Source organism: Undibacterium sp. GW821-FHT11H02 (assembly GCF_058808015.1).
The window spans coordinates 1-21,993 of the sequence record NZ_JBXARG010000021.1 but is presented as its reverse complement, the minus strand read 5'-3'; the positions used below and the strand labels follow the sequence as shown (position 1 = coordinate 21,993).

Here is a 21,993-nt window from a genome sequence, read left to right as displayed (position 1 = left end):
GTGGAATGGAAAGCCAGGACAAGAAATAGTGGCAATTCTTCAATGAAAATCATTGGCCTTCTAATTTTTTTGTGCGACTGAATGGCGGAATAAATGCGAGAAAGTTCCCTTTGGAAAGTATTCTGCGATTGCCTGAGGGTCTCAGTTGCGCTATAATTCGAGGGTTTAGCTTATTCAAATCTCGTCGTAGCGCATATCCAAAAAAATCACTCTCTACTTTGATTGTTTCTCATTCTCCGGATAGCGCTCTGTTATTAAAGCGGTGTTCTGAGAACAGCAAGTAACGATCGATGTTTGGGCGCGCAACGGCGGTAACACTACAGGAGTTGCCCTTGCTGCCCATTCCGCAGTCCTTAAGTTCCAATCCCGATACCGTCGCTATTCTTGCCCTCGCTGATGGCACGATTTTTACGGGTGTCTCCATTGGCGCCGCTGGTCATACGATCGGTGAAGTTGTTTTCAATACCTCCATGACTGGTTATCAAGAAATCTTGACAGACCCTAGTTATAGTTCCCAAATCGTCACCTTGACTTATCCGCACATCGGTAATACTGGCGTGAATGCGGAAGACGTCGAATCCGACAAAATTCATGCCGCTGGTTTGATCATTAAAGATTTGCCTTTGTTGGTGTCGAATTTCCGTTCTGAGCAATCTTTGTCGGACTATCTGAAATCACAAAACATCGTTGCTATCGCCTGTATCGATACACGCAAATTGACACGTATCTTGCGTGAAAAAGGTGCGCAGGGTGGTGCGATTTTGGTTGGCAAAGATGCAGCGAAAGCTTTGGAATTGGCGAAATCCTTTCCCGGCTTGTCCGGTATGGATTTGGCGAAAGTGGTTTCTGTGTCTAAGTCCTATGAATGGACAGAAGCTGAATGGAAACTCGGTCAAGGCTACGGACATTTAAGGAATCCTGAATTTCACGTGGTGGCATTCGACTTTGGCGTGAAACGGAATATTCTGCGCATGTTGGCAGAGCGCGGCTGCAAAGTCACCGTCTTGCCAGCGCAATCGACGGCAGCAGATGTGTTGGCCTTAAATCCTGATGGCGTATTTTTATCGAATGGTCCTGGTGATCCAGAACCATGTGATTACGCGATCGCAGCAGCTAAAGAATTGATCGAAAAAGGAATTCCGACTTTCGGTATTTGCTTAGGCCATCAAATCATGGCTTTGGCTTCTGGTGCAAAAACTTTGAAGATGAAGTTTGGCCATCATGGTGCAAATCATCCAGTACAAGATCTCGATACCAAGCAAGTATTGATCACGTCGCAGAATCACGGTTTTGCAGTGGATGCAGCATCTTTGCCTGATAACTGCCGCGTTACCCATGTTTCTTTGTTCGACGGTTCTTTGCAAGGTTTTGCTCGTACGGATAAACCAGCATTTTGTTTCCAAGGTCATCCTGAAGCTTCACCAGGTCCGCATGATATTGCCTACCTGTTTGATCGTTTCACGACACTGATGAAGACCGCAAAGTTGGAGAAGAACACAAATGCCTAAGCGTATAGACATAAAAAGTATTTTGATTATCGGCGCTGGCCCTATCATCATTGGTCAGGCTTGCGAATTCGATTATTCAGGCGCACAGGCTTGCAAAGCTTTGCGTGAAGAAGGCTATAAAGTTATTTTGGTCAACAGCAATCCGGCGACCATCATGACCGATCCAGAGATGGCCGATGTGACTTACATCGAGCCGATCACCTGGCAAGTAGTAGAGCGTATCATAGACAAAGAGCGTCCTGATGCGATCTTGCCAACGATGGGCGGTCAAACTGCATTGAACTGTGCTTTGGATTTGCATAAGCATGGCGTGCTCGATAAGTACAAATGTGAATTGATCGGTGCTTCCCCGGAAGCGATTGATAAAGCGGAAGATCGTTCTAAGTTTAAAGACGCGATGACCAAAATTGGTCTGGGTTCTGCGCGTTCTGGTGTTGCGCATAGCATGGAAGAATCTTGGGCTGTGCAAAAAACAGTCGGCTTCCCGGTCATCATTCGTCCATCGTTCACGATGGGCGGCACGGGCGGCGGTATCGCTTATAACGAAGAAGAATTCGAAACGATTTGCAAACGTGGTTTAGAAGCATCTCCGACCAATGAATTATTGATTGAAGAATCTTTGATCGGTTGGAAAGAGTACGAGATGGAAGTAGTGCGCGATAAAGCAGACAACTGCATTATCGTTTGCTCGATCGAAAACTTAGACCCTATGGGTGTGCATACGGGTGATTCGATCACGGTCGCGCCAGCACAAACATTGACCGATAAAGAATACCAAATCATGCGTAATGCCTCCTTGGCTGTGTTGCGTGAAATTGGTGTGGATACTGGCGGCTCTAACGTGCAGTTCTCAGTCAACCCTGCCGATGGTCGTATGATCGTCATTGAGATGAATCCACGCGTGTCGCGTTCATCCGCTTTGGCATCAAAAGCAACAGGTTTCCCTATCGCGAAGATTGCTGCGAAACTGGCGGTTGGTTTTACACTCGATGAGTTGCGTAACGAAATTACGGGTGGTCAAACCCCAGCATCCTTCGAGCCGTCTATCGATTACGTTGTTACCAAGATTCCGCGCTTCACATTCGAAAAATTCCCGCAAGCGGATAATCGTTTGACGACGCAGATGAAGTCTGTTGGTGAAGTGATGGCAATCGGCCGTACTTTCCAAGAGTCCTTCCAAAAAGCATTGCGCGGTTTGGAAGTTGGCGTTGATGGTATGAACGAAAAAACCACCGATCGCGAAGTCTTAGAAAAAGAACTCGGTGCGCCAGGCCCAGATCGTATCTGGTACGTCGGTGACGCATTCGCGCAAGGCTTTACGATGGAAGAAGTGCATCAATTGACGCGCATCGATCCATGGTTCCTGGCGCAAATCAAAGACATTATCGATATCGAATTGTGGCTGGAAACCCAGTCTTTAGATAGTATCGACAAAGACTTGTTGTTGAAGCTGAAGAAAAAAGGTTTCTCTGATCGTCGCTTGGCAAAACTCTTGAAATCGACTGGTACTGCGGTTCGTGAAAAACGGATTGCTTTGAATGTACGTCCTGTCTATAAGCGTGTTGATACTTGTGCAGGTGAATTCGCAACGAAGACTGCTTACATGTATTCCACTTATGAAGATGAGTGCGAATCAGCGCCGACCGACAAGAAAAAAATCATCGTTCTGGGTGGTGGGCCTAACCGTATCGGTCAAGGTATTGAATTCGACTACTGCTGCGTCCATGCAGCATTCGCGATGCGTGAAGATGGTTATGAAACGATTATGGTTAACTGTAATCCAGAAACCGTTTCCACTGACTACGACACGTCGGATCGTTTGTATTTCGAACCACTGACCTTAGAAGATGTTCTAGAAATCGTTGATCTGGAAAAACCAGTCGGCGTGATCGTGCAATACGGCGGGCAAACACCATTGAAATTGGCATTGGAGTTAGAAGCCAATGGTGTGCCAATTATTGGTACTTCACCAGACATGATCGATGCAGCAGAAGATAGGGAACGCTTCCAGAAAATGTTGCATGAATTAGGTTTGCGTCAACCACCAAATCGTACCGCTCGTACTGAAGATGAAGCTATCGCTTTGGCGCAAGAAATTGGTTATCCGCTGGTGGTTCGTCCGTCTTATGTTTTGGGTGGTCGTGCAATGGAAATCGTTCATGAACAACGTGATCTGGAACGCTACATGCGTGAAGCGGTCAAAGTGTCACACGATTCCCCAGTGTTATTGGATCGTTTCTTGAATGATGCGATTGAAGTTGACGTTGATTGTTTATCTGACGGCACTCGCACGTTTATCGGCGGCGTGATGGAACATATTGAGCAAGCCGGCGTGCATTCTGGCGACTCTGCTTGCTCCTTGCCACCATACTCTTTGAAGCAAGCAACGATTGATGAATTAAAACGTCAAACTAGCTTGATGGCAAAAGGTTTAAACGTGGTTGGTTTGATGAATGTACAGTTCGCGATTCAGCAAAAAGACGGTGAAGATGTCGTGTATGTGCTGGAAGTGAATCCTCGTGCATCGCGCACTGTGCCTTATGTTTCTAAAGTCACCGGTTTGCAATTGGCTAAGATAGCGGCACGTTGCATGGTCGGTCAGTCTTTGGATTCTCAAGGCATTTATAAAGAAGTTATTCCATCCTACTTTAGCGTGAAAGAAGCAGTATTCCCATTCGTGAAGTTCCCAGGCGTCGATACGATTTTGGGGCCTGAAATGAAATCGACTGGTGAAGTCATGGGCGTGGGCAAGACTTTCGGCGAAGCTTTTGTGAAGTCGCAATTGGGCGCAGGTGTTAAATTGCCTCGATCCGGTAAAGTGTTCTTGACGGTCAAAAATGCCGATAAGCCACGTGCAATTAACATCGCTAAGAATTTGGTAGCAATGGGCTTCGAATTGGTCGCCACCAAAGGTACGGCAGCCGCTATTTCGGCAGCAGGTGTGGCATGTGCTTCAGTGAATAAAGTTGCGGAAGGCCGTCCACACGTGGTCGATCTGTTGAAAAACCGTGAAGTCGTGATGGTCATCAATACCGTTGAAGAAAAACGCAATGCGATCGCCGATTCTCGTTCGATTCGCGTGTCTGCTTTAGCGTCGGGTGCAACCACCATTACGACGATTGCAGGTGCGGAGGCGGCGGTGGAGGGTATGCGTCATTTGGATGAATTGCATGTCTATGATTTACAAGGCCTTCATAAGTCTTTACACTAAGCGCAATTCTGCGAATCCCTGACTAACGGGGAATCGCACACCGAGAGGTCACAATCAACAATGGCTTATCATTGTTCTTGTGACCTCTCTACTTTTAGGCATGATGGCAATCCAACTTGTCTTTTTAACTTGGGATTTTATCCCAGTATTTTTTACCTAATTTTTTACTTACATATTGTAGATAGCTATGAGTACAGTACCCCTGACTAAATTTGGTGCAGAATTGCTCAAGCAAGAGTTGCACAAATTAAAGACTAAAGAACGTCCTGATGTGATTAACGCGATTGCAGAAGCGCGCGCGCAAGGCGACTTGTCTGAAAATGCGGAATATGACGCAGCCAAAGAGCGTCAAAGTTTTATCGAAGGTCGTATCGCTGAACTCGACGGTAAATTGAGCGCCGCACAAATTATTGATCCTACTGAATTGGACGCTGAAGGTCGCGTGGTGTTTGCGGCAACTGTGCAATTGGAAGATTTAGAAAATGGACAGAAAGTTCAATATCAAATCGTGGGTGAAGACGAAGCTGATTTGAAATTGAATAAAGTGTCGATCACTTCACCTATTGCGCGTGCCTTGATTGGTAAGTACGCAGGTGATGTGGTTGGTGTACAAGCGCCAGCTGGCGTGCGTGAGTATGAAATTTTGGATGTCTTGTACATCTAAAATTTGACACGAACTTTGCAAGCGTAAGTTTCGCAAAAAGTACTGTCAATTCGCGAGAGTAAATTAGTAATAAAAAATGGGGCGCAAGTTTGCGCCCCTCTTTGATAATAACGATACTAACGGTAGTAGATAATGCGCTAGTTGAAGCTAGTCAAAGAGTTTGAACCTAGTCTCTGCCAGTTTTCTTGACGCTGGTTTGACGTGGTTTAGCGCGTTTGATCGTGCCACCTTGGGTTACACGCTCATTGCCTTTGACTAAAACTTTAGAAACAGATGGTTTTTTCGTGCCACTTGCGCTAGGCTTCACAATAGTCACTTCACGCAAACCTTTGCCACGTTTTACAAATTTTGTTTCTTTAATGCCGTCGATTTTTGGACGATAGATTACCAATAATTTGCCTATGTGTTGAACTGGTTCGGCATCGAGTTCTTCGCAAATTGTGTCGTACATTGCCACGCGTGCTTCACGATCATCACCAAAGACGCGAACCTTGATTAATCCGTGAGAATTTAAGCTGGCATCAATTTCTTTCTTTACTGCCGGTGTGAGTCCTGCTTCACCGATGATAACGATAGGTTTGAGACCATGCGCTTCGGCACGTAATTCACTACGTTCAGCTGGTGTGAGTTTTGATTTTGGTTTGATTTTTGCAGTTGATGCGTCGTTTGACATATAAATTCCTTTAAAAGCAGTATTTTACGCCAATGGCCAAGAATAAATTCAATCAAAATTGGGTTCACGATCATATTAATGATCCTTATGTGAAATTAGCACAAAAAGAGGGCTATCGCTCGCGGGCTGTTTATAAGCTCAAGGAAATCGATGAAACCGAAAAATTGATCAAATCTGGTCAGATTATCGTCGATTTAGGCGCGACTCCCGGTAGCTGGTCGCAATATGTACGAAATAAATTATCAGGCAAAGAGGGCGGCGGTATTCTCGGTGAGATCTATGCGCTCGATTTGCTAGAGATGGAGCCGATCGCCGACGTCAATTTTATTCAAGGCGATTTTCGCGAAGAAGAGGTTTTGTCACAGCTGGAAGCCAAGCTGCATGGTAAAAAAGTCGATGTCGTGCTATCCGACATGGCGCCCAATTTATCAGGTAATGCCACCGTCGACGGTGCGCGTGTTGAATACATTATTGAATTGGCAGTTGAATTTGCTAAGGCACATTTGAAGCCAAATGGTGCTTTATTGGTAAAATGCTTTCATGGGACTAGCTATAATACTTTGGTGACCCTATTCAAAAATGAATTCACTACCGTTGCAAACAAAAAGCCAAAAGCCAGCAAAGATAAATCATCTGAGATCTTTTTGTTAGGAAAAGGCTTAAAACACCCGACCTGATGACGAAAAAAATAAGGGAATCGGAAAATAAATCTAGATTTTGCCTGTTTTACTCTTGATAATTGTCAATCGCGGCAGCATATCTTGTCCAGCAAGCTGTATTCAATGCGAGTAGAATAAACATTTACCAGTGCCAGTATTTTCGCGCGTCATTTTACCCGCGACTTTTTGTGCAAATGATGCACCTGAGGAGTTTTTGTGAATAATTCAATGTTAACCAAAATTGCAATGTGGGGCGCAGTCCTCTTGGTGCTCTTTTTGGTGTTCAATAAATTTGATAGTAAGAATTTGGCAGCAGGTGCAACTGTTGTTGGCTACTCTGATTTTCTTGATGATGTGAAAGCCAAGCGAATTAAAGAAGTGACTTTTGACGACGCAAATTTATCGGCAATTGGTATTACCCAAGATGGTAAAAAAGTGAAGACGCAAGTTCCACGTCAAGAGCGCGGCTTAGTTGGCGATCTGATTGCCAATAATATTAAGTTTGATAGCAAACCACCTGAAGAACCCTCAGTATTAGGTCAAATTTTGTTTTCTTACGGTCCTATGATTCTGTTGATCGCCGTATGGATTTTCTTCATGCGTCAAATGCAGGGTGGTGGAAAAGGCGGCGCATTTTCATTCGGTAAGTCCAAAGCACGCATGTTGGATGACACCAATAATCATGTAACGTTTGCGGATGTGGCTGGTTGCGACGAAGCAAAAGAAGAAGTGAGTGAAGTCGTTGATTTCTTAAAAGACCCAAGTAAATTCCAAAAACTGGGTGGACGTATTCCACGCGGTGTCTTGATGGTGGGTCCTCCAGGCACCGGTAAAACTTTGTTGGCGCGTGCGATTGCTGGTGAAGCCAAAGTACCTTTCTTCACCATTTCAGGTTCCGATTTCGTTGAAATGTTCGTCGGTGTTGGTGCGTCTCGTGTGCGCGATATGTTCGACAATGCAAAAAAACATTCCCCATGTATTATTTTCATCGATGAGATTGACGCGGTCGGTCGTCATCGCGGTGCAGGTATGGGTGGCGGCAATGATGAGCGCGAACAGACTTTGAATCAAATGCTGGTGGAAATGGATGGCTTTGAGCCTAACTCCGGTGTGATCGTGGTTGCAGCGACTAACCGCGCCGACGTGTTGGATAAAGCGCTATTGCGCCCAGGGCGTTTTGATCGTCAGGTCACTGTGAGTTTGCCAGATATTCGTGGTCGTGAACAGATTCTCAATGTGCACATGCGCAAAGTGCCTATCGCACCTGACGTTCGTGCAGATATCTTGGCTCGTGGTACGCCTGGTTTTTCTGGTGCTGATTTGGCTAACTTGGTCAATGAATCGGCTTTGTTCGCTGCACGCCGTAACAAGCGTTTGGTTGAAATGCAAGATTTTGAAGATGCTAAAGACAAGATCTACATGGGGCCAGAACGCAAATCTATGGTCATGCGTGAAGATGAACGTCGCAACACGGCTTACCATGAATCAGGTCATGCGGTGGTTGCAAAACTCTTGCCGAAAGCAGATCCAGTTCATAAAGTGACGATCATGCCGCGCGGTAATGCGCTTGGTTTGACGTGGCAGTTGCCAGAGCACGACCAGATCAGCGGCTATAAAGACAAGATGCTGGAAGAAATCGCAATTTTATTTGGTGGCCGTATTGCCGAAGAGATTTTTGTTGGTCAGATGTCGACCGGTGCATCGAACGATTTTTCACGTGCAACGAAACTAGCTCGTGCAATGGTGACTCGTTTTGGTATGTCCGACACTTTGGGCGTGATGGTATATGAAGATAGTCAAGATAGCGGTTATTTTGGCGGCTCTTCCAAAACGATTTCTGAAGCGACTCAGCAAAAAGTGGACGCCGAAATTCGTATGATTTTGGATGCGCAATATGCGATTTCACGTCAGTTGTTAGAGCAAAATCGTGACAAGGTTGAAGCTATGACCAAAGCCTTGCTGGAGTGGGAAACCATTGACGCTGAGCAGATCAATGACATTATGAATGGTGTCGAACCACATCCGCCAAAGTCATTTACAACGACACCGAAGTCATCTTCAGATACGCCACCAGGCGGTGTCACACCGAATGCAACGGCACCAGCCTAAGTTTTAAAAAATTAAATTGGTTTAAGGGGGTGAGGAGAAATCCTCACCCTTCATTTTTAGAGCGATCGCATAATGACATGATGATGCTGACACCGTATTTTGAATGTGGAAGATATCGCTTCCCGATGAAAGTGCCCAATACTACGGCTATCAAAACGGTATTCAAACCACTGGTGATGGGTATTCTTAATGTCACCCCTGATTCGTTTTCTGATGGTGGAAAATTTCAATCCTTAGATCACGCGATCACACACGCCGAACAAATGATAGAAGATGGCGTTGATATCATTGATATCGGCGGTGAATCAAGTCGCCCAGGTGCTCTACCTCTGCCTTTAGATGAGGAATTGAAGCGTGTGATCCCCCTGATCTATGCCTTGCGTGATTGTGGTAAGCCGATATCAATCGATACTTACAAATCTGAAGTGATGCGTGAAGCGATTATCGCTGGTGCCGATATGATTAACGATATTCGCGGCTTTGCTTCGCCAGAGGCACGTGCTGTTGTTGCAGATAGTGATGTTGGCTTGTGTGTGATGCATATGCAAAAGTCGCCAGAGGTCATGCAACAGCGACCAAGCTATCAAAATGTCACACAGGAAGTTATCGCATTTCTACGCGAGCGTTGTGATCAACTTATTGCAGCGGGCGTAGAGAAGAATCGCCTAAGTATTGACCCGGGTTTTGGCTTTGGAAAAAACTTGGAGCACAATATTGAGCTCTTACAAAACATCGGCTTGATACAAGAAGAAATAGGTTTGCCGCTATTGGCGGGTATCTCACGTAAAACTATGATAGGTAGTATTACCGCTAAACCAGTAGAACGTCGCATGGCAGGAAGCCTTGCCGCTGCGCTTGCTGCGATGGCCCAAGGTGCGCGAATTGTGCGTGTGCATGATGTCGCGGAAACTGTCGATGCGATACGTGTTTGGCAGACAATCAATACCAGTAAAGTGATGTAAGCATCATCAACTTGAAATTAAGCAGTATCAATAGAAAAATAAGAAAGGAAAGACATGTCTCGCAAATATTTTGGTACCGATGGTATACGCGGCAAAGTTGGTTGTAGTCCCATCACTCCCGATTTTGTCATGCGGCTTGGCTATGCATCGGGTAAAGTGTTGGCGCAGTTGGACACGGCAACACATGCGCGACCTACAGTGTTAATCGGTAAGGATACGCGTGTTTCTGGTTATATGTTGGAGGCGGCGCTAGAAGCAGGTTTTGCAGCTGCGGGTGTTGACGTGATGTTGTCGGGGCCGATGCCAACTCCAGCTATTGCCTATTTGACGCGTGCTTTACGTTTGTCTGCAGGTGTAGTGATTTCTGCGTCACATAATCCTTATGATGATAACGGTATAAAATTCTTCTCAGCTCAAGGTACAAAACTACCGGATGAGGTCGAACTCGCAATCGAAGCCGAACTCGACAAAGAAATGCAATGCGTCAGTTCGGACAAGTTAGGTAAAGCAAAACGCCTCGGTGATGCGAATGGTCGCTATATCGAATTTTGTAAGAGTACCTATCCTAACGAGCTCGATTTGCGTGGCCTAAAGATTGTTGTCGATTGCGCCCACGGCGCGGCATATGACATCGCGCCACACGTATTCCACGAGCTAGGCGCAGAAGTTATAGCCATTGGTAACCAACCAAACGGTTTCAATATTAACGATCAAGTCGGTGCAACGGCGCCAGAAGCTTTGTCTTTGGCCGTGCGTGCTAACCACGCAGATTTAGGAATTGCGTTAGATGGTGACGCGGATCGACTCTTAATGGTTGATAAAAACGGCAAAATTTACGATGGTGATCAACTTTTATATCTGATGGTATTGGATCGCATGGCAATCGGTCCGGTTCCTGGTGCTGTCGGTACTTTGATGACCAATATGGCAGTAGAGTTGGCATTTAAAGACTTAGGCGTAGGTTTCATTCGCGCCAAAGTCGGTGATCGTTATGTGTTGGAGCAAATGCAGCAACAAGGCTGGCTATTGGGGGGGGAGGGCTCGGGACATTTGCTATGTCTCGATAAGCATACTACTGGCGATGGTATCGTCTCTGCGTTGCAGGTTTTGTCGGCTTTAAAACGTAATGGCAAATCTTTAGATCAGTGTTTTGAAAACCTAAAGTTATTTCCGCAAGTATTGATCAATGTTAGGGTATCCCCTGGCTTTAACTGGCAAAGCAATGCAACTTTAGTTGCAGTAAAAGAGCAGGTAGAAAAAGAATTGGCAGGGCAGGGGCGTGTGTTAATACGTGCATCGGGAACCGAGCCCTTAATTCGCGTCATGGTAGAAACATCAGATGCAGAAATTGCGAATAAAATGGCGCGCCGCTTGGCTGATTGCATTAGCTAATTTTCGTTAAACAGGGAATCATTCTTGAAGTTAGCAGCGATACACTGTAATATTCAGCCTTCTGATTTTTAGCACCTTATCGAAGTATTGATCAGCTAAAAATGTGTGTGCGTCGGTAGCTCAGTTGGATAGAGCAATGCCCTTCTAAGGCATGGGTCGGGGGTTCGAACCCCTCCCGACGCGCCAAATCGATTTTAAAAAAAGGATCACTGGTGTTGCCCGTGATCCTTTTTTTCTTAATCTCGTACCTCTTTGTACATGGTACATTTGCGCAACTATGTTTATGGCGATAGAAGCAAATTGCTCGCAATTACAAGCTATCGTTAATCGCAATCCTAGATTGCTGGTATCAATCGCTTTTGTTCAATACGGCTTCTATACCTTCAACGGTGCGTGGTAATTTGCCGCTAAGATTGCGATTGCCATCCGGTGTGACTAATAGAACATCTTCAATACGCACACCGATACCACGCCATTTAGGGTCGACATCGCTGGCATCTTTAGGAATGTAAATTCCTGGTTCCACTGTTAATGCCATACCAGGTTCGAGTAGTCGAAACCCGCCACGTTTTCCAGGTTCTTGTTGATAGTTACCCGTGTCGTGCACATCAAGCCCTATCCAATGGCTGATACCATGCATGCTAAAACGGCTGTAGGCGCCGCTCTTGTAGACACTTTCCTTCTCTCCCTTGAGTATGCCAAGATCAACCAGCCCGTCGCTAAGGATGCGCATAGCAGCGTCATAGCCCTCATGATGTTTACGACCAGGTTTGACTAAATCGATTGCTGCATTTTGGGCTTTCAGTACCAACTCGTAGATCGCTTTTTGCTCTTTCGAGAATTTGCCAGAGACAGGCCAAGTGCGTGTTACGTCGGCTGTGTAGTAGCCGACTTCTGCGCCGGCATCGAGTAACATGACTGAGCCTTTTTCAATATCATGATCGTTCGTCAGGTAATGTAGAACACAGCTATTAGCGCCAGCACCCGCAATGGTGTCGTAACCAGTAAAGCGAGCACCCAAACGACGCACTGTACCTTGGAAGGCTGCGGCGACTTCACCTTCATTAATTGCCTTTGTCGATGCCTTCATCGCAGCAAGATGGCCGGCTATAGTGACATCTACGGCATGCTGTAACATGTCAATTTCAACAGTTTGTTTGATTAAGCGCATCTCGCCTACCAGGTTGCGGCCATCGACCAGTATGCGTTTATGAGATGCGTGATTATTGTCGCTGCCGAAGGGGTAAATCCAATCGAGTACTTTTCGACGGAAATCTTCGTCGAAATTGGATATCAAAACGATGCGTTGCGCTTTACTCACAGCGTGCTTTAATTTCTCCTCAGCTGCCGGGAATGATTCTGCATTATTCGCGCCAAGTTTCAATGCACCTTCGACGCCGAGTCGCGCACCATCATAAGCTTCCCGGCGTGGATCCCGTTTTCTCACGTACAGTGTGTAGGCTTCACTGCGGTCTGCATCCAAGATGGCGACAGCTTCAGCTTCTTCGACGCCAGTTAGGTAGTAAAAATCGGAATCTTGACGGTACATGTGTGTGCTATCACCATTGCGGTTTTGTTCCGGCATCGATTTAATCACCGCGATTGTGCCAGGCCCCATTTTTTTGAGTTCAGCAAGTACGCGGGCGCGATTTTCAGCAAAGAAACTCGCTGGCAGACGTGTAGCATGGAAGCTTTGTTTTACGACTTCTCTTGGCGCTGCAAAACTATGGCTAGTGACTGTCGACAATAAGACGAAAATTAAGGTAGGCAGAGTGAGTAAGCGGGACTTCATTATGTGATCTCCGTATTCGTAGAGCAAGCGTAGGTTGAATCAATTTCGACCTAAAAATGCGGTGATAGTTTCGTTCTTCCTCAACTAAAAACCAAGTTTTCGTAGTAAAACCTTGGACTCAGGTGCGCTGTGCATCGTTTTATAGCTCGCAGCGTTGAGAACGTGCAGTATGCTCCTCTTATTAAACATTCTTGCAAGCCAAATCAGCCTTTTCCTGCGCACGTTTTAATTTAACTTGTGCTTTCATTTCTGCTCGCGGCTGAGTTCCTCTTAAGTCTTCTTTAGCCCATTTGGATTTCATCTGTAAGTTCTCGCACTGTTTCTTTGCGTTGGCATTTTTACTGGCAATGCGGCGACTGGCGGCCTCTTGTTTGGCAAACTCACGATCCCTGGCTTTTTGGTTTTTGTTAGATTCGCTAAGTCGATGTTGATGGCGTTTTAGGGCTCTTTGAGTTTCTTCTTCCGGGATTTGGTTTGATTTGATTGCTATCGGTGTTGAGTTCATGCCTTTGCATGGGGTCTGGCTAAAAATGGTTTTGCCATTTTCCTGACATTTGAATGCGGGCGTGTCGGCAAGGCTGGGTGGACTCAATAAACTGCCGCTCAATAATAAACTCAAAGTGACGGCTACTTTAAAACTTATCCGTGTTTTCACTAAAGCGAAATAACTCATTTTGTCTCCTAAATGATTTTTCCTGGGTTCATGATGTTTTGCGGGTCTAGTGCTCGCTTGATGTTGCGCATCATAGTTAACTCTACGGTCGATTTATAACGCAACAGCTCTTCTTTTTTGAGTGTACCTATTCCGTGTTCCGCCGATATTGAGCCGCCATATTGATGGGTTTTATCGTGAACTATGCGGTTGATTTGATTTTGATGGGAGAGGAATTGTTCGTGATCAGCATTGGATGCAGGTGACACGTTGTAGTGCAAATTGCCATCGCCTAAGTGACCAAAAGTGACCATGCGGCAGCCAGTAAAGGCATGTTGCAAGGCTTCGTTGGTTTCAGCGACAAAATCGGCAATGAGGGAGATAGGCAGTGAAATATCGTGTTTAATATTTTTTCCTTCTTTCGCCTGCGCCGCCGAAATCGACTCTCGCAATGTCCAACAGTTTTTTGCTTGGGCTAGCGAGTTGGCGATGACTGCATCTTCAATTATGTCAGCAGCTAATGCGTTTGCGATGAGTTGTTCGAGTTGTTGATAGGTCGCTTGCTCGGTGTCACTCCCCGACAGTTCTAGCAATACGTAGAAAGGGCTTTCCTGAGTAAATATTTTTTGAAACTGCGGGAAATGTTGGTGGACTAATTGCAGGCTGAGTTGGTTGATTAATTCAAAACCACTGATCGCGGTATGACAGTGTTGCTTTGCAAGAGTGAGTAAGTTGACTGCTGCTTGTATGGAATTAAGGCGAATGAAGGCGGTGCCATAACTGAGAGGTCTGGGATGCAGCTTTAATACAGCCGCAGTGATGATGCCTAACGTGCCTTCTGCGCCAATCAATAAGTCGCGTAAGTCATACCCCGTATTGTCTTTACGCAAGCCACGTAAGCCGTGCCAGATGTCACCTTGTGCAGTGACGACTTCCAGACCTAAGCACAAATCTCGCATGTTCCCATAACGTAAAACCGCAGTGCCGCCGGCGTTCGTTGAAAGATTGCCTCCTATGGTGCAACTGCCTTCAGATGCCAGTGATAAAGGGAAGAGTAAGTCCTGCCCTTCCGCGGCGTTTTGGACTTGTGCTAGTAGGCAGCCAGCATCGACAGTCATGGTGCTGTTTGCGACGTCGATTGCTCGAATTTGATTTAAGCGCTGTAGCGACAATATGACTGCATTGCCCGATTGATCTGGGATGCTGCCGAGAACCAGACCTGTGTTGCCACCTTGCGGGACAATCGGTATCTGAAATTGCGCGCAGAGGCGCACGATGTGGGCGACTTGTTCCGTATTGCCCGGTCTTAGCACCGCGAGCGCTTTACCCGTGGCGCGTTGGCGCCAATCTTGTAAGTAAGCAGCTTGTTGATTTGCCTCAAGCAAAACATGTTCTTCGCCTATTGCTGATTTGCACCGAGAAAGAAAGTTTTGCATAAGTTGGAAAGTGGGATCGGTGCTTATTGACTTAGCTCTTGTTCGGCTTTTTCTGCTGCTAAAGCTTCCTTTTTTGCTGCTTTGGCGATCTTTTTGTAAGGCCGTACGAAGTAAATGCTACTAATAAAAAAGCTGACACTCAAGACAATTTCTACACCTGCCAAGAGGCGCGAGATAGGTTCGGCATCTCCCATGGCACGGACTACACCTTCCATGAAGTAAAACATGATGAACATCGATGCCCACTGCATGGTGTAGATATTTTTTTGAAAAACGCCACGTAAAGGAAATAGCAAAGGAATGACTTTGATTACGAAGAGATAATTACCTGGTTTGTAGGGCGCTAGCCAAGTTTCCCATACGATTCCGAGTAGGATTAGGCCAGCGAGACTGAGGCATGCGATGCGATGCTTGATCATGGAGCTATTGTTCATAAAGACTGTAATTTTAAAGCGGTTTCTGCCAGGCGTCTTCCTAGAGCAATGGCTAAAGTGCGGGTATCGTCCGTGATCGGCATTTTCCCGTCTAGTCCGGACCAATGCGTAGCGCCATAAGGGCTGCCGCCCGATTTGGTGGCCATTAATTCAGGATGGGTATAGGGCAAGCCCATGATCAACATGCCGTGATGCATGAGCGGTAACATCATGGATAAAAGTGTGGACTCTTGCCCGCCATGCAGACTCCCTGTTGAAGTAAATACGCAAGCTGGTTTGCCGCATAAAGTACCAGAAACCCAGTCTGCTGCCGTGCCGTCCCAAAAATACTTCATCGCCGAAGCCATATTACCGAAACGAGTGGGTGAGCCCAGCGCGATGCCTGCACACTCTTTGAAATCGCTGAGCTCGACATAAGGCGCACCTTCGGAAGGAATTGCAGCTTCAGTTGCTTCTGACACGGGGGATACACTAGGTACCGTGCGCAGACGTGCCTCACAGCCGGTAACGCTCTCTATACCTTGGGCAATGAGCTGAGCCAACTGACGTGTGCTGCCATGACGGGAATAGTACAAAACAAGGAGGGGAATAGGGTGTGCATTCATTTGACGAATTATAAAGAATTTCGAGGTTTTCAGGGAGTTTGGCTCTAGTGTCTTCTTGTAATTGCTGAAAGTAGTAAATATCTCAAGGCTTCATAGGCAAGTCTGGGTAAAATGAGCGTTTTGGTAAGATCGTCAATTTTCGGCAAGCCTTAGAAATAAGACGTGTTAGCAACATAAGATTCATAAGAAATGGGAAGTAAAGTATGGGTGGTTTTATTCGCGGTTTAAGTTGGGGGCAATTGAAGAATTTATTTCAATTTGCCCATCGTCGCTTGCAAGAAGTCCGTTTGCCACAGGTCGCAGGAAGTTTAACGTTTACGACAGTGTTAGCCTTGGTGCCGATTTTGACCATAGGTTTAGCGATTTTGACCGCTTTTCCTTTGTTCACTGATTTTAAGGCTTCCTTAGAAGCTTACTTTACTCAGAGTTTGATGCCAAAGCAGATTTCCACCACGGTGATGGGATATCTGACTCAGTTCGCAACTAAAGCGACGCGCTTGTCTGCGGTCGGTGGTGTGGTCTTGATGGTGACTGCCATCGCGACCATGGCGATGATAGACAAAACCTTTAATCAAATTTGGCAAGTAAAGCGGTCGCGTCCTTTGGTACAGCGTATGGTCGTTTATTGGGCGATCGTAACTTTGGGGCCGCTGCTGATTGGTATTTCCATGAGTGTGACATCGAATCTGTTCACGGCAACTAATGGTTTGATGAAGACAGTACCCGTATTGGGGACCATTTTTTATACGAGTATCTCGATCGCTTTTACGACTGGCGCTTACACACTGTTGTATTTGACCGTGCCAAATCGGCCTGTGGATTGGCGCGACGCTGCATGGGGCGGTGTATTTGCGGCGGTCGCATTTGAAATCGCGAAGCGCTTGTTCGCCGTGTTTATTAAACAGTTTCCAACTTATACCGTGATTTATGGTGCTTTGGCGGCGATACCGATTTTCCTGATTTGGATTTATCTCTCCTGGCTAATCACTTTGATAGGCGCTGTCATAGCCGCCTCTTTACCCGTGGTGAAATACGAGCGTTGGTGGCATGTGCCAGAAAAAGGTAGTGCATTTGAAGATGCGATAGCTTTGCTACGTATTTTGGTATTGGCACGTAATTCAGATGCGAATGCCTCCGTTAATGTTTTGGATATGCGGGCGCAAACTCGATTTGGAGTGGACGAAATTGAAGGCTTGTTAGAAAAAATGTTGGAAGTCGGCTGGGTCGCCAGACTCACTATGGATACGCCAACTCGCAAATCAACAAAATGGTGGCGTAAACACGATGCCGGTGCTGAAAGGTGGATCTTGATTATGAATCCTGCCGCTTTATGTTTGGCCGATGTGTATCGGCTTTTTGTGTTCGATACGACGACAGATTCTGCTTTGGCAAAGCAAGTGCATCGAGTTATTGGCGATGGTATGTCGGAAAGCCTGTTCGAGCATTTCATGATGCATGAAGTACGCCCTTAATTTTATTTGGCTAAAGTCGAATAGGGGTTATTTAATTCGGCAAATCCTACATAGTGAAATTTCGATTTCACATCATGAAAAGTTCTAATGTGCTGCACCAAATTTTTATTTCATTCTGAGGGAAGTTGTTTCGTATCATGGAATGTAATTTATAAGTCTTTGATTTATAAGTTAAAAATATTTATCCTATGTCTTATATAAGACATTGTTGCGCTGCAAGGTTTGTCCTACTATAGATCTCAAGGACGAACACTTTTTTAAGCACTTATTTAAAAACCGCAGCAATCACACCAGGAGAATTACCATGACACAGAAACTCACTCGCGAACAGCAAATTGCAGAAATCCAAAAAGACTGGGATACCAATCCACGTTGGATAGGCATCAAACGCAACTACACCGCAGAAGACGTGGTTCGTTTGCGTGGTTCTTTGCAAGTTGAACACACCATTGCCAAAACTGGCGCATTGAAATTGTGGGATTTGGTCAATAACGAGCCCTTCGTCAACGCACTCGGCGCTTTGACCGGTAATCAGGCGATGCAGCAAGTTAAAGCGGGCTTGAAAGCGATTTACCTCTCTGGCTGGCAAGTTGCGGGTGATGCCAACGTCGCTGGTGAAATGTACCCAGATCAATCCTTGTATCCAGCTAATTCAGTACCTCTGGTCGTCAAGCGCATCAACAATACCTTGACTCGTGCAGATCAAATTCAATGGTCAGAAGGCTCTGGCGATGTTGATTATTTTGCGCCGATTATTGCCGATGCAGAAGCTGGTTTTGGTGGTGTATTGAATGCCTTTGAATTGATGAAAGCCATGATAGAAGCGGGTGCTTCTGGCGTTCACTTTGAAGATCAATTAGCCTCCGTTAAAAAATGCGGTCACATGGGCGGTAAGGTCTTGGTGCCAACCCGTGAAGCCGTAGAAAAATTGAACGCAGCGCGTTTAGCTGCTGACGTCATGGGTACTCATACGGTCTTGTTAGCGCGTACTGATGCTGAAGCAGCTGATTTGATAACTTCAGATATCGACGATAACGACAAGCCATTCTTGACGGGTGAGCGCACGGTTGAAGGCTTCTACAAAACTCATCCAGGTTTGCAACAGTCTATCTCACGTGGTTTGGCGTATGCCGAATACGCCGATATGATCTGGTGTGAAACAGGTAAGCCTGATCTGGCTTTCGCCAAAGCCTTTGCCGATGCAATTCATGCCAAGTTCCCGGGTAAATTGTTGGCTTACAACTGCTCACCAAGCTTCAACTGGAAAAAGAATTTGGACGACGCAACGATCGCGAAATTCCAAAAAGAATTGGGCGCGATGGGCTACAAATTCCAATTCATTACCTTGGCAGGTTTCCACGCATTGAATTATGGCATGTTCAATCTCGCACACGGCTACGCACGTCGTCAAATGTCTGCATTTGTCGAATTGCAAGAGGCAGAATTCGCAGCAGCAGAGAAGGGCTTTACCGCGGTCAAACATCAACGTGAAGTGGGTACTGGCTACTTTGATGCGGTGACACAGGTGATTCAGCAAGGTCAGTCTTCAACGACGGCGTTGCATGGTTCTACTGAGGATGAACAATTTTTTGATGCTAAGAAAGTGGCGTAAATATAGTGTTTCATTGAGAAATGGCTGCTTTGGATGCAGCCATTTTTTATTTACATAGACTTGATAACACAGACTATTTCTAATTTCTAATGGTCGCTACTTCTGATTTAAGCATGAGATTTTGCGGGAATTTGAATTTGAGTTTTTGAAAATAAATTAGCTTGATAAGTAGCTGAGAATGAGGCATTTGTTTCTTTTTAATTGAATTTCTCGGAGTTCTGGTCGGTGCTCAAGGTCGTTTGGGAGTTTAATATCCCAAACTAGACCGCATTTTTTTAGCGCACATAAGGTCCACCAACCAGGATCCCACTCATTTGCATTTAGTCCTAGTCTGGCAGATCCTGGGAAAGCGTGATGGTTGTTGTGCCAGGATTCTCCCATTGTCAATAAGGACGTATAGCGAATATTGCGTCCCTGTACCGCTGCTTCTTTAATTTCATAGTGCAGTTCCCCGTGATTGTGGGCAAAGTAACCGATCAGCCAATGACCAATGACACCAGCTGTAACACGGGCGCATACGCCCCAAAATACAAATCCCCAACCGCCAATCAAATAAAATAGTATGGCAATAGGTGTCTGTTGCCACATCCATGTGTTTTCTAAGAAACGATAAAAGCGATTATTTGCAATTCGTTCTTCAATATGGATGGTCGGAGAATTCTCCAGTTCCAGTTCACAATGCAGTTGCCATCATGCATCGGTTAGCATAGGTTGACCATGTCGCAAGAAATCATGGCAGTTCGGTAGGCGTTGGGCAAAGTCACGTAATTCGTGTTGTTTCAGAAGTCCAATTGGGCCAGCTAAGCCAACTTGCACACCTAAATACACCAATAAATACTCTAGCCATTTTGGACACGCGAAGCTGTTATGATTAAATTTTCTGTGACTACCAAGAGAGTGCCCAAACAATAATACAAATGCCGTTGATGTGAGAAATAGAGTAAAGGCAGCCCAACTAAAATACAGTATGCCTCCAACTATTGCAGCTCCAGACATGAATGAAATCCAGAAAGATTTCTTCATTGAATAGACCACTCGACCCTTTGATACGATCGAGATACCACTTACTTGAACGCGATGTTGCAACGCACTTATTGGTATGTTGGTGTTGTTGGGAGTTGTATTTTGCATAGTTATTTATTTCGTGATTTTTCGTTGTTTTAGAGCTTTCGATTCACGTTTTAAGGGCCGTCCAACTGGGCAAATTTCAAAGGCATAAGACGTTAAGGTGTTGACTAGACTTTCTTTATTGAGTTTGTATAAGACGAATTGCCCTTGACGAACACTTTCTACAATACCTGCATTTTCTAATACCGAAAGGTGGCGTGAAATGGCAGGCGCGCTCATTGCAAAGCGTTCAGCCAATTCAGTGGTAGACAGCTCAGCCTCAGAAAGATAGGCCAAGATTTGGCGGCGAGGTCGCGATGCCAGGGCGTCGAAGACAAGATCAATTTTCATAAATTTCGCAATTAACTAATTTGTTAATATTTAAATCTTTATTGCGAGCAATGTTAAGCATTCCTCTTGCTAGAGAAATATCGATGATAAAAGCTTGGGATTAGGTAGGTGTGCTGAATTGTCGCAATGCGGAGAGCGGATATCGTCAATGACGTCGAACATGATGTGATAAAAGTGTGTTTTTAAAACGCATTAAAGAACTTGATCAGTTGCTATTTTAAAATTATCTAAATATACCGATTAATTTTGCTAAGCGTAGCCACCCATTGTTCAGGCCTGAGCGGCTTGCAGTTTTTGAGATGCTGTACCGAGGCGGCTAAATGAGCTAGATCCCGTGTCAGTGCATACAGCATTAATTGGCGAAAGTATTCCCCCTCAGATCCACGCAGCTCCAATTGGCGAATCGGCGCTAAGTAGGAATTTCTCAAAGCCAGATCGGGTTCTGCGGCCAAAGCGATATGCAATTGTTGACCATGTTCGGGTTGGTCTGGTGTGTCTGTGATGCGCTTGAATAAATTGTTCACGAAGTGATCTGAAGCCATAAGTAAACTGAAAGAGAAATAGATTGAAAGCAATGAAAAAACCCCCGCATCTTGAAAAGATGCGGGGGTTTTTCTTACACTTGAGACTTGGGGTATTTCTGACTTACTTCCTCCCTCGCCATCGAGGGAAGAGAGGAAGTAGTAAAAGTCAAAAAATATTAACAATCTTATTAGATTATCAAATCTCCTGCGCCTACCGTTGTTACATCAACACCGACCAACATAATCACTGTATCGGTTGCGTCGAAGATATTGTTATGACCCTCATCGATGAAGACCCAGGTATTTACACCATCACCCACGAGTACAGGCCAATTATCACCACCGATTGCTACTAAGGCAGCTGCTCTTGCCGTAGCGTAATCAGCGAAGTTACCAAGGTTGTTGAACACGGCAGCATGACCAATGCCAGATGAAATCGCAGAGACGTTAAGATCATCAACACCAACTTGGAAATCCAAAATTTGATCCATTGCTGCTTCATTCGACAAAGCAGTTGCGTCATACAAGAATACATCTGCACCTGCAGCACCTGTGATAACGTCAACGCCAACTGTACCTCTGATAACTTCACCAGCGGCGGTACCTGTAATGCTTACTGTACCCGAATTGTTCACTGTGTAACCAGTGAAATTCAGGATACCTGTAGCAATCGCAGTTGCACCAGCTGACACATTCAAAATATCACCAACAGCAAAGTCGGTGATAGTGTCAGTACCAGCATCAACGTTAAATGTATCGTTACCTGCACCACCGGTCATACTATCAGCACCGTTACCACCGACCAGTGAATCATTGCCAGATCCACCAGA

At 45.6% G+C, this 21,993-nt stretch carries 20 protein-coding genes and 1 tRNA gene; 10 read left to right on the top strand and 11 right to left on the bottom strand.

Going from position 1 to position 21,993, the window contains the following annotated elements; genetic code table 11:
* Positions 1-332 precede the first annotated feature (332 nt).
* The 3 genes from carA to greA all read left to right on the top strand — a co-directional run bounded on the left by carA (position 333) and on the right by greA (position 5,383).
* Complete coding sequence (gene carA, locus AC1RR2_RS17805; protein WP_493223620.1) at positions 333-1,508, top strand: glutamine-hydrolyzing carbamoyl-phosphate synthase small subunit; 1,176 nt, start codon at positions 333-335, stop codon at positions 1,506-1,508.
* The gene (gene carB / locus AC1RR2_RS17800) at positions 1,501-4,719 is read left to right on the top strand and encodes a carbamoyl-phosphate synthase large subunit (RefSeq protein WP_493223619.1); all 3,219 of its coding nucleotides are present in this window, start codon (positions 1,501-1,503) and stop codon (positions 4,717-4,719) included. Before carA ends, carB begins: the two co-directional genes overlap by 8 nt.
* A gap of 187 nt (positions 4,720-4,906) precedes the next feature.
* Positions 4,907-5,383 carry a transcription elongation factor GreA gene (gene greA / locus AC1RR2_RS17795; RefSeq protein WP_186920596.1) on the top strand — a complete coding sequence of 159 codons (477 nt, stop codon included), beginning with the start codon at positions 4,907-4,909 and terminating at the stop codon, positions 5,381-5,383.
* Positions 5,384-5,549: 166 nt separating this feature from the next.
* Here the strand turns inward: greA and AC1RR2_RS17790 are convergent, their stop codons facing one another.
* Complete coding sequence (locus AC1RR2_RS17790; protein ID WP_423051247.1) at positions 5,550-6,056, bottom strand: YhbY family RNA-binding protein; 507 nt, start codon at positions 6,054-6,056, stop codon at positions 5,550-5,552.
* A 32-nt stretch (positions 6,057-6,088) separates the two neighbouring features.
* On the opposite strand from AC1RR2_RS17790, the gene AC1RR2_RS17785 reads away from it, so the two are divergent.
* The 5 genes from AC1RR2_RS17785 (at position 6,089) to AC1RR2_RS17765 (ending at position 11,364) form a co-directional block, all read left to right on the top strand.
* Complete coding sequence (locus tag AC1RR2_RS17785; protein WP_493223618.1) at positions 6,089-6,733, top strand: RlmE family RNA methyltransferase; 645 nt, start codon at positions 6,089-6,091, stop codon at positions 6,731-6,733.
* A 210-nt stretch (positions 6,734-6,943) separates the two neighbouring features.
* Entirely contained in the window at positions 6,944-8,824 is a 1,881-nt protein-coding gene (gene ftsH, locus AC1RR2_RS17780; RefSeq protein WP_493223617.1) for an ATP-dependent zinc metalloprotease FtsH, read from the top strand.
* An 83-nt stretch (positions 8,825-8,907) separates the two neighbouring features.
* Positions 8,908-9,786 (top strand): dihydropteroate synthase, encoded by an 879-nt coding sequence (gene folP, locus AC1RR2_RS17775; RefSeq protein WP_493223684.1) that lies wholly within the window; start codon positions 8,908-8,910, stop codon positions 9,784-9,786.
* Between the two features lie 54 nt (positions 9,787-9,840).
* Positions 9,841-11,178 carry a phosphoglucosamine mutase gene (gene glmM, locus AC1RR2_RS17770; RefSeq protein WP_493223616.1) on the top strand — a complete coding sequence of 446 codons (1,338 nt, stop codon included), beginning with the start codon at positions 9,841-9,843 and terminating at the stop codon, positions 11,176-11,178.
* A 109-nt stretch (positions 11,179-11,287) separates the two neighbouring features.
* Positions 11,288-11,364 (top strand) — tRNA-Arg (locus tag AC1RR2_RS17765).
* A gap of 163 nt (positions 11,365-11,527) precedes the next feature.
* On the opposite strand, the gene AC1RR2_RS17760 is transcribed toward AC1RR2_RS17765, so the two are convergent.
* From AC1RR2_RS17760 to wrbA, 5 genes are all read right to left on the bottom strand, one after another.
* Positions 11,528-12,970: an aminopeptidase P N-terminal domain-containing protein gene (locus tag AC1RR2_RS17760; protein ID WP_493223615.1), complete on the bottom strand. Its 1,443-nt coding sequence runs from the start codon at positions 12,968-12,970 to the stop codon at positions 11,528-11,530.
* A gap of 181 nt (positions 12,971-13,151) precedes the next feature.
* A complete protein-coding gene (locus AC1RR2_RS17755; RefSeq protein ID WP_493223614.1) occupies positions 13,152-13,643 on the bottom strand; it encodes a hypothetical protein in 492 nt (163 codons plus the stop codon).
* Positions 13,644-13,651: 8 nt separating this feature from the next.
* The gene (locus AC1RR2_RS17750) at positions 13,652-15,058 is read right to left on the bottom strand and encodes an FAD-binding oxidoreductase (RefSeq protein WP_493223613.1); all 1,407 of its coding nucleotides are present in this window, start codon (positions 15,056-15,058) and stop codon (positions 13,652-13,654) included.
* Between the two features lie 23 nt (positions 15,059-15,081).
* Positions 15,082-15,492: a DUF2069 domain-containing protein gene (locus AC1RR2_RS17745; RefSeq protein WP_493223612.1), complete on the bottom strand. Its 411-nt coding sequence runs from the start codon at positions 15,490-15,492 to the stop codon at positions 15,082-15,084.
* Complete coding sequence (gene wrbA / locus AC1RR2_RS17740) at positions 15,489-16,097, bottom strand: NAD(P)H:quinone oxidoreductase (RefSeq protein WP_493223611.1); 609 nt, start codon at positions 16,095-16,097, stop codon at positions 15,489-15,491. Before wrbA ends, AC1RR2_RS17745 begins: the two co-directional genes overlap by 4 nt.
* Before the next feature lie 203 nt (positions 16,098-16,300).
* Here wrbA and AC1RR2_RS17735 point away from each other — a divergent pair, with 203 nt between their 5' ends.
* Complete coding sequence (locus AC1RR2_RS17735; protein WP_493223610.1) at positions 16,301-17,569, top strand: YihY family inner membrane protein; 1,269 nt, start codon at positions 16,301-16,303, stop codon at positions 17,567-17,569.
* A gap of 304 nt (positions 17,570-17,873) precedes the next feature.
* Complete coding sequence (gene aceA, locus AC1RR2_RS17730) at positions 17,874-19,181, top strand: isocitrate lyase (RefSeq protein WP_493223609.1); 1,308 nt, start codon at positions 17,874-17,876, stop codon at positions 19,179-19,181.
* Positions 19,182-19,337: 156 nt separating this feature from the next.
* Here aceA and AC1RR2_RS17725 read toward each other — a convergent pair whose 3' ends face one another.
* From AC1RR2_RS17725 to AC1RR2_RS17705, 5 genes are all read right to left on the bottom strand, one after another.
* Positions 19,338-19,769 (bottom strand): fatty acid desaturase, encoded by a 432-nt coding sequence (locus AC1RR2_RS17725; RefSeq protein ID WP_493223608.1) that lies wholly within the window; start codon positions 19,767-19,769, stop codon positions 19,338-19,340.
* A gap of 102 nt (positions 19,770-19,871) precedes the next feature.
* Positions 19,872-20,177 carry a hypothetical protein gene (locus tag AC1RR2_RS17720; RefSeq protein ID WP_493223607.1) on the bottom strand — a complete coding sequence of 102 codons (306 nt, stop codon included), beginning with the start codon at positions 20,175-20,177 and terminating at the stop codon, positions 19,872-19,874.
* A 141-nt stretch (positions 20,178-20,318) separates the two neighbouring features.
* Entirely contained in the window at positions 20,319-20,639 is a 321-nt protein-coding gene (locus AC1RR2_RS17715) for an ArsR/SmtB family transcription factor (RefSeq protein WP_493223606.1), read from the bottom strand.
* A gap of 227 nt (positions 20,640-20,866) precedes the next feature.
* Entirely contained in the window at positions 20,867-21,163 is a 297-nt protein-coding gene (locus AC1RR2_RS17710) for a hypothetical protein (protein ID WP_493223605.1), read from the bottom strand.
* 188 nt (positions 21,164-21,351) lie between these two features.
* On the bottom strand, positions 21,352-21,993 hold a 642-nt coding region (locus tag AC1RR2_RS17705; protein ID WP_493223604.1), incomplete at its 5' end, for a M10 family metallopeptidase C-terminal domain-containing protein.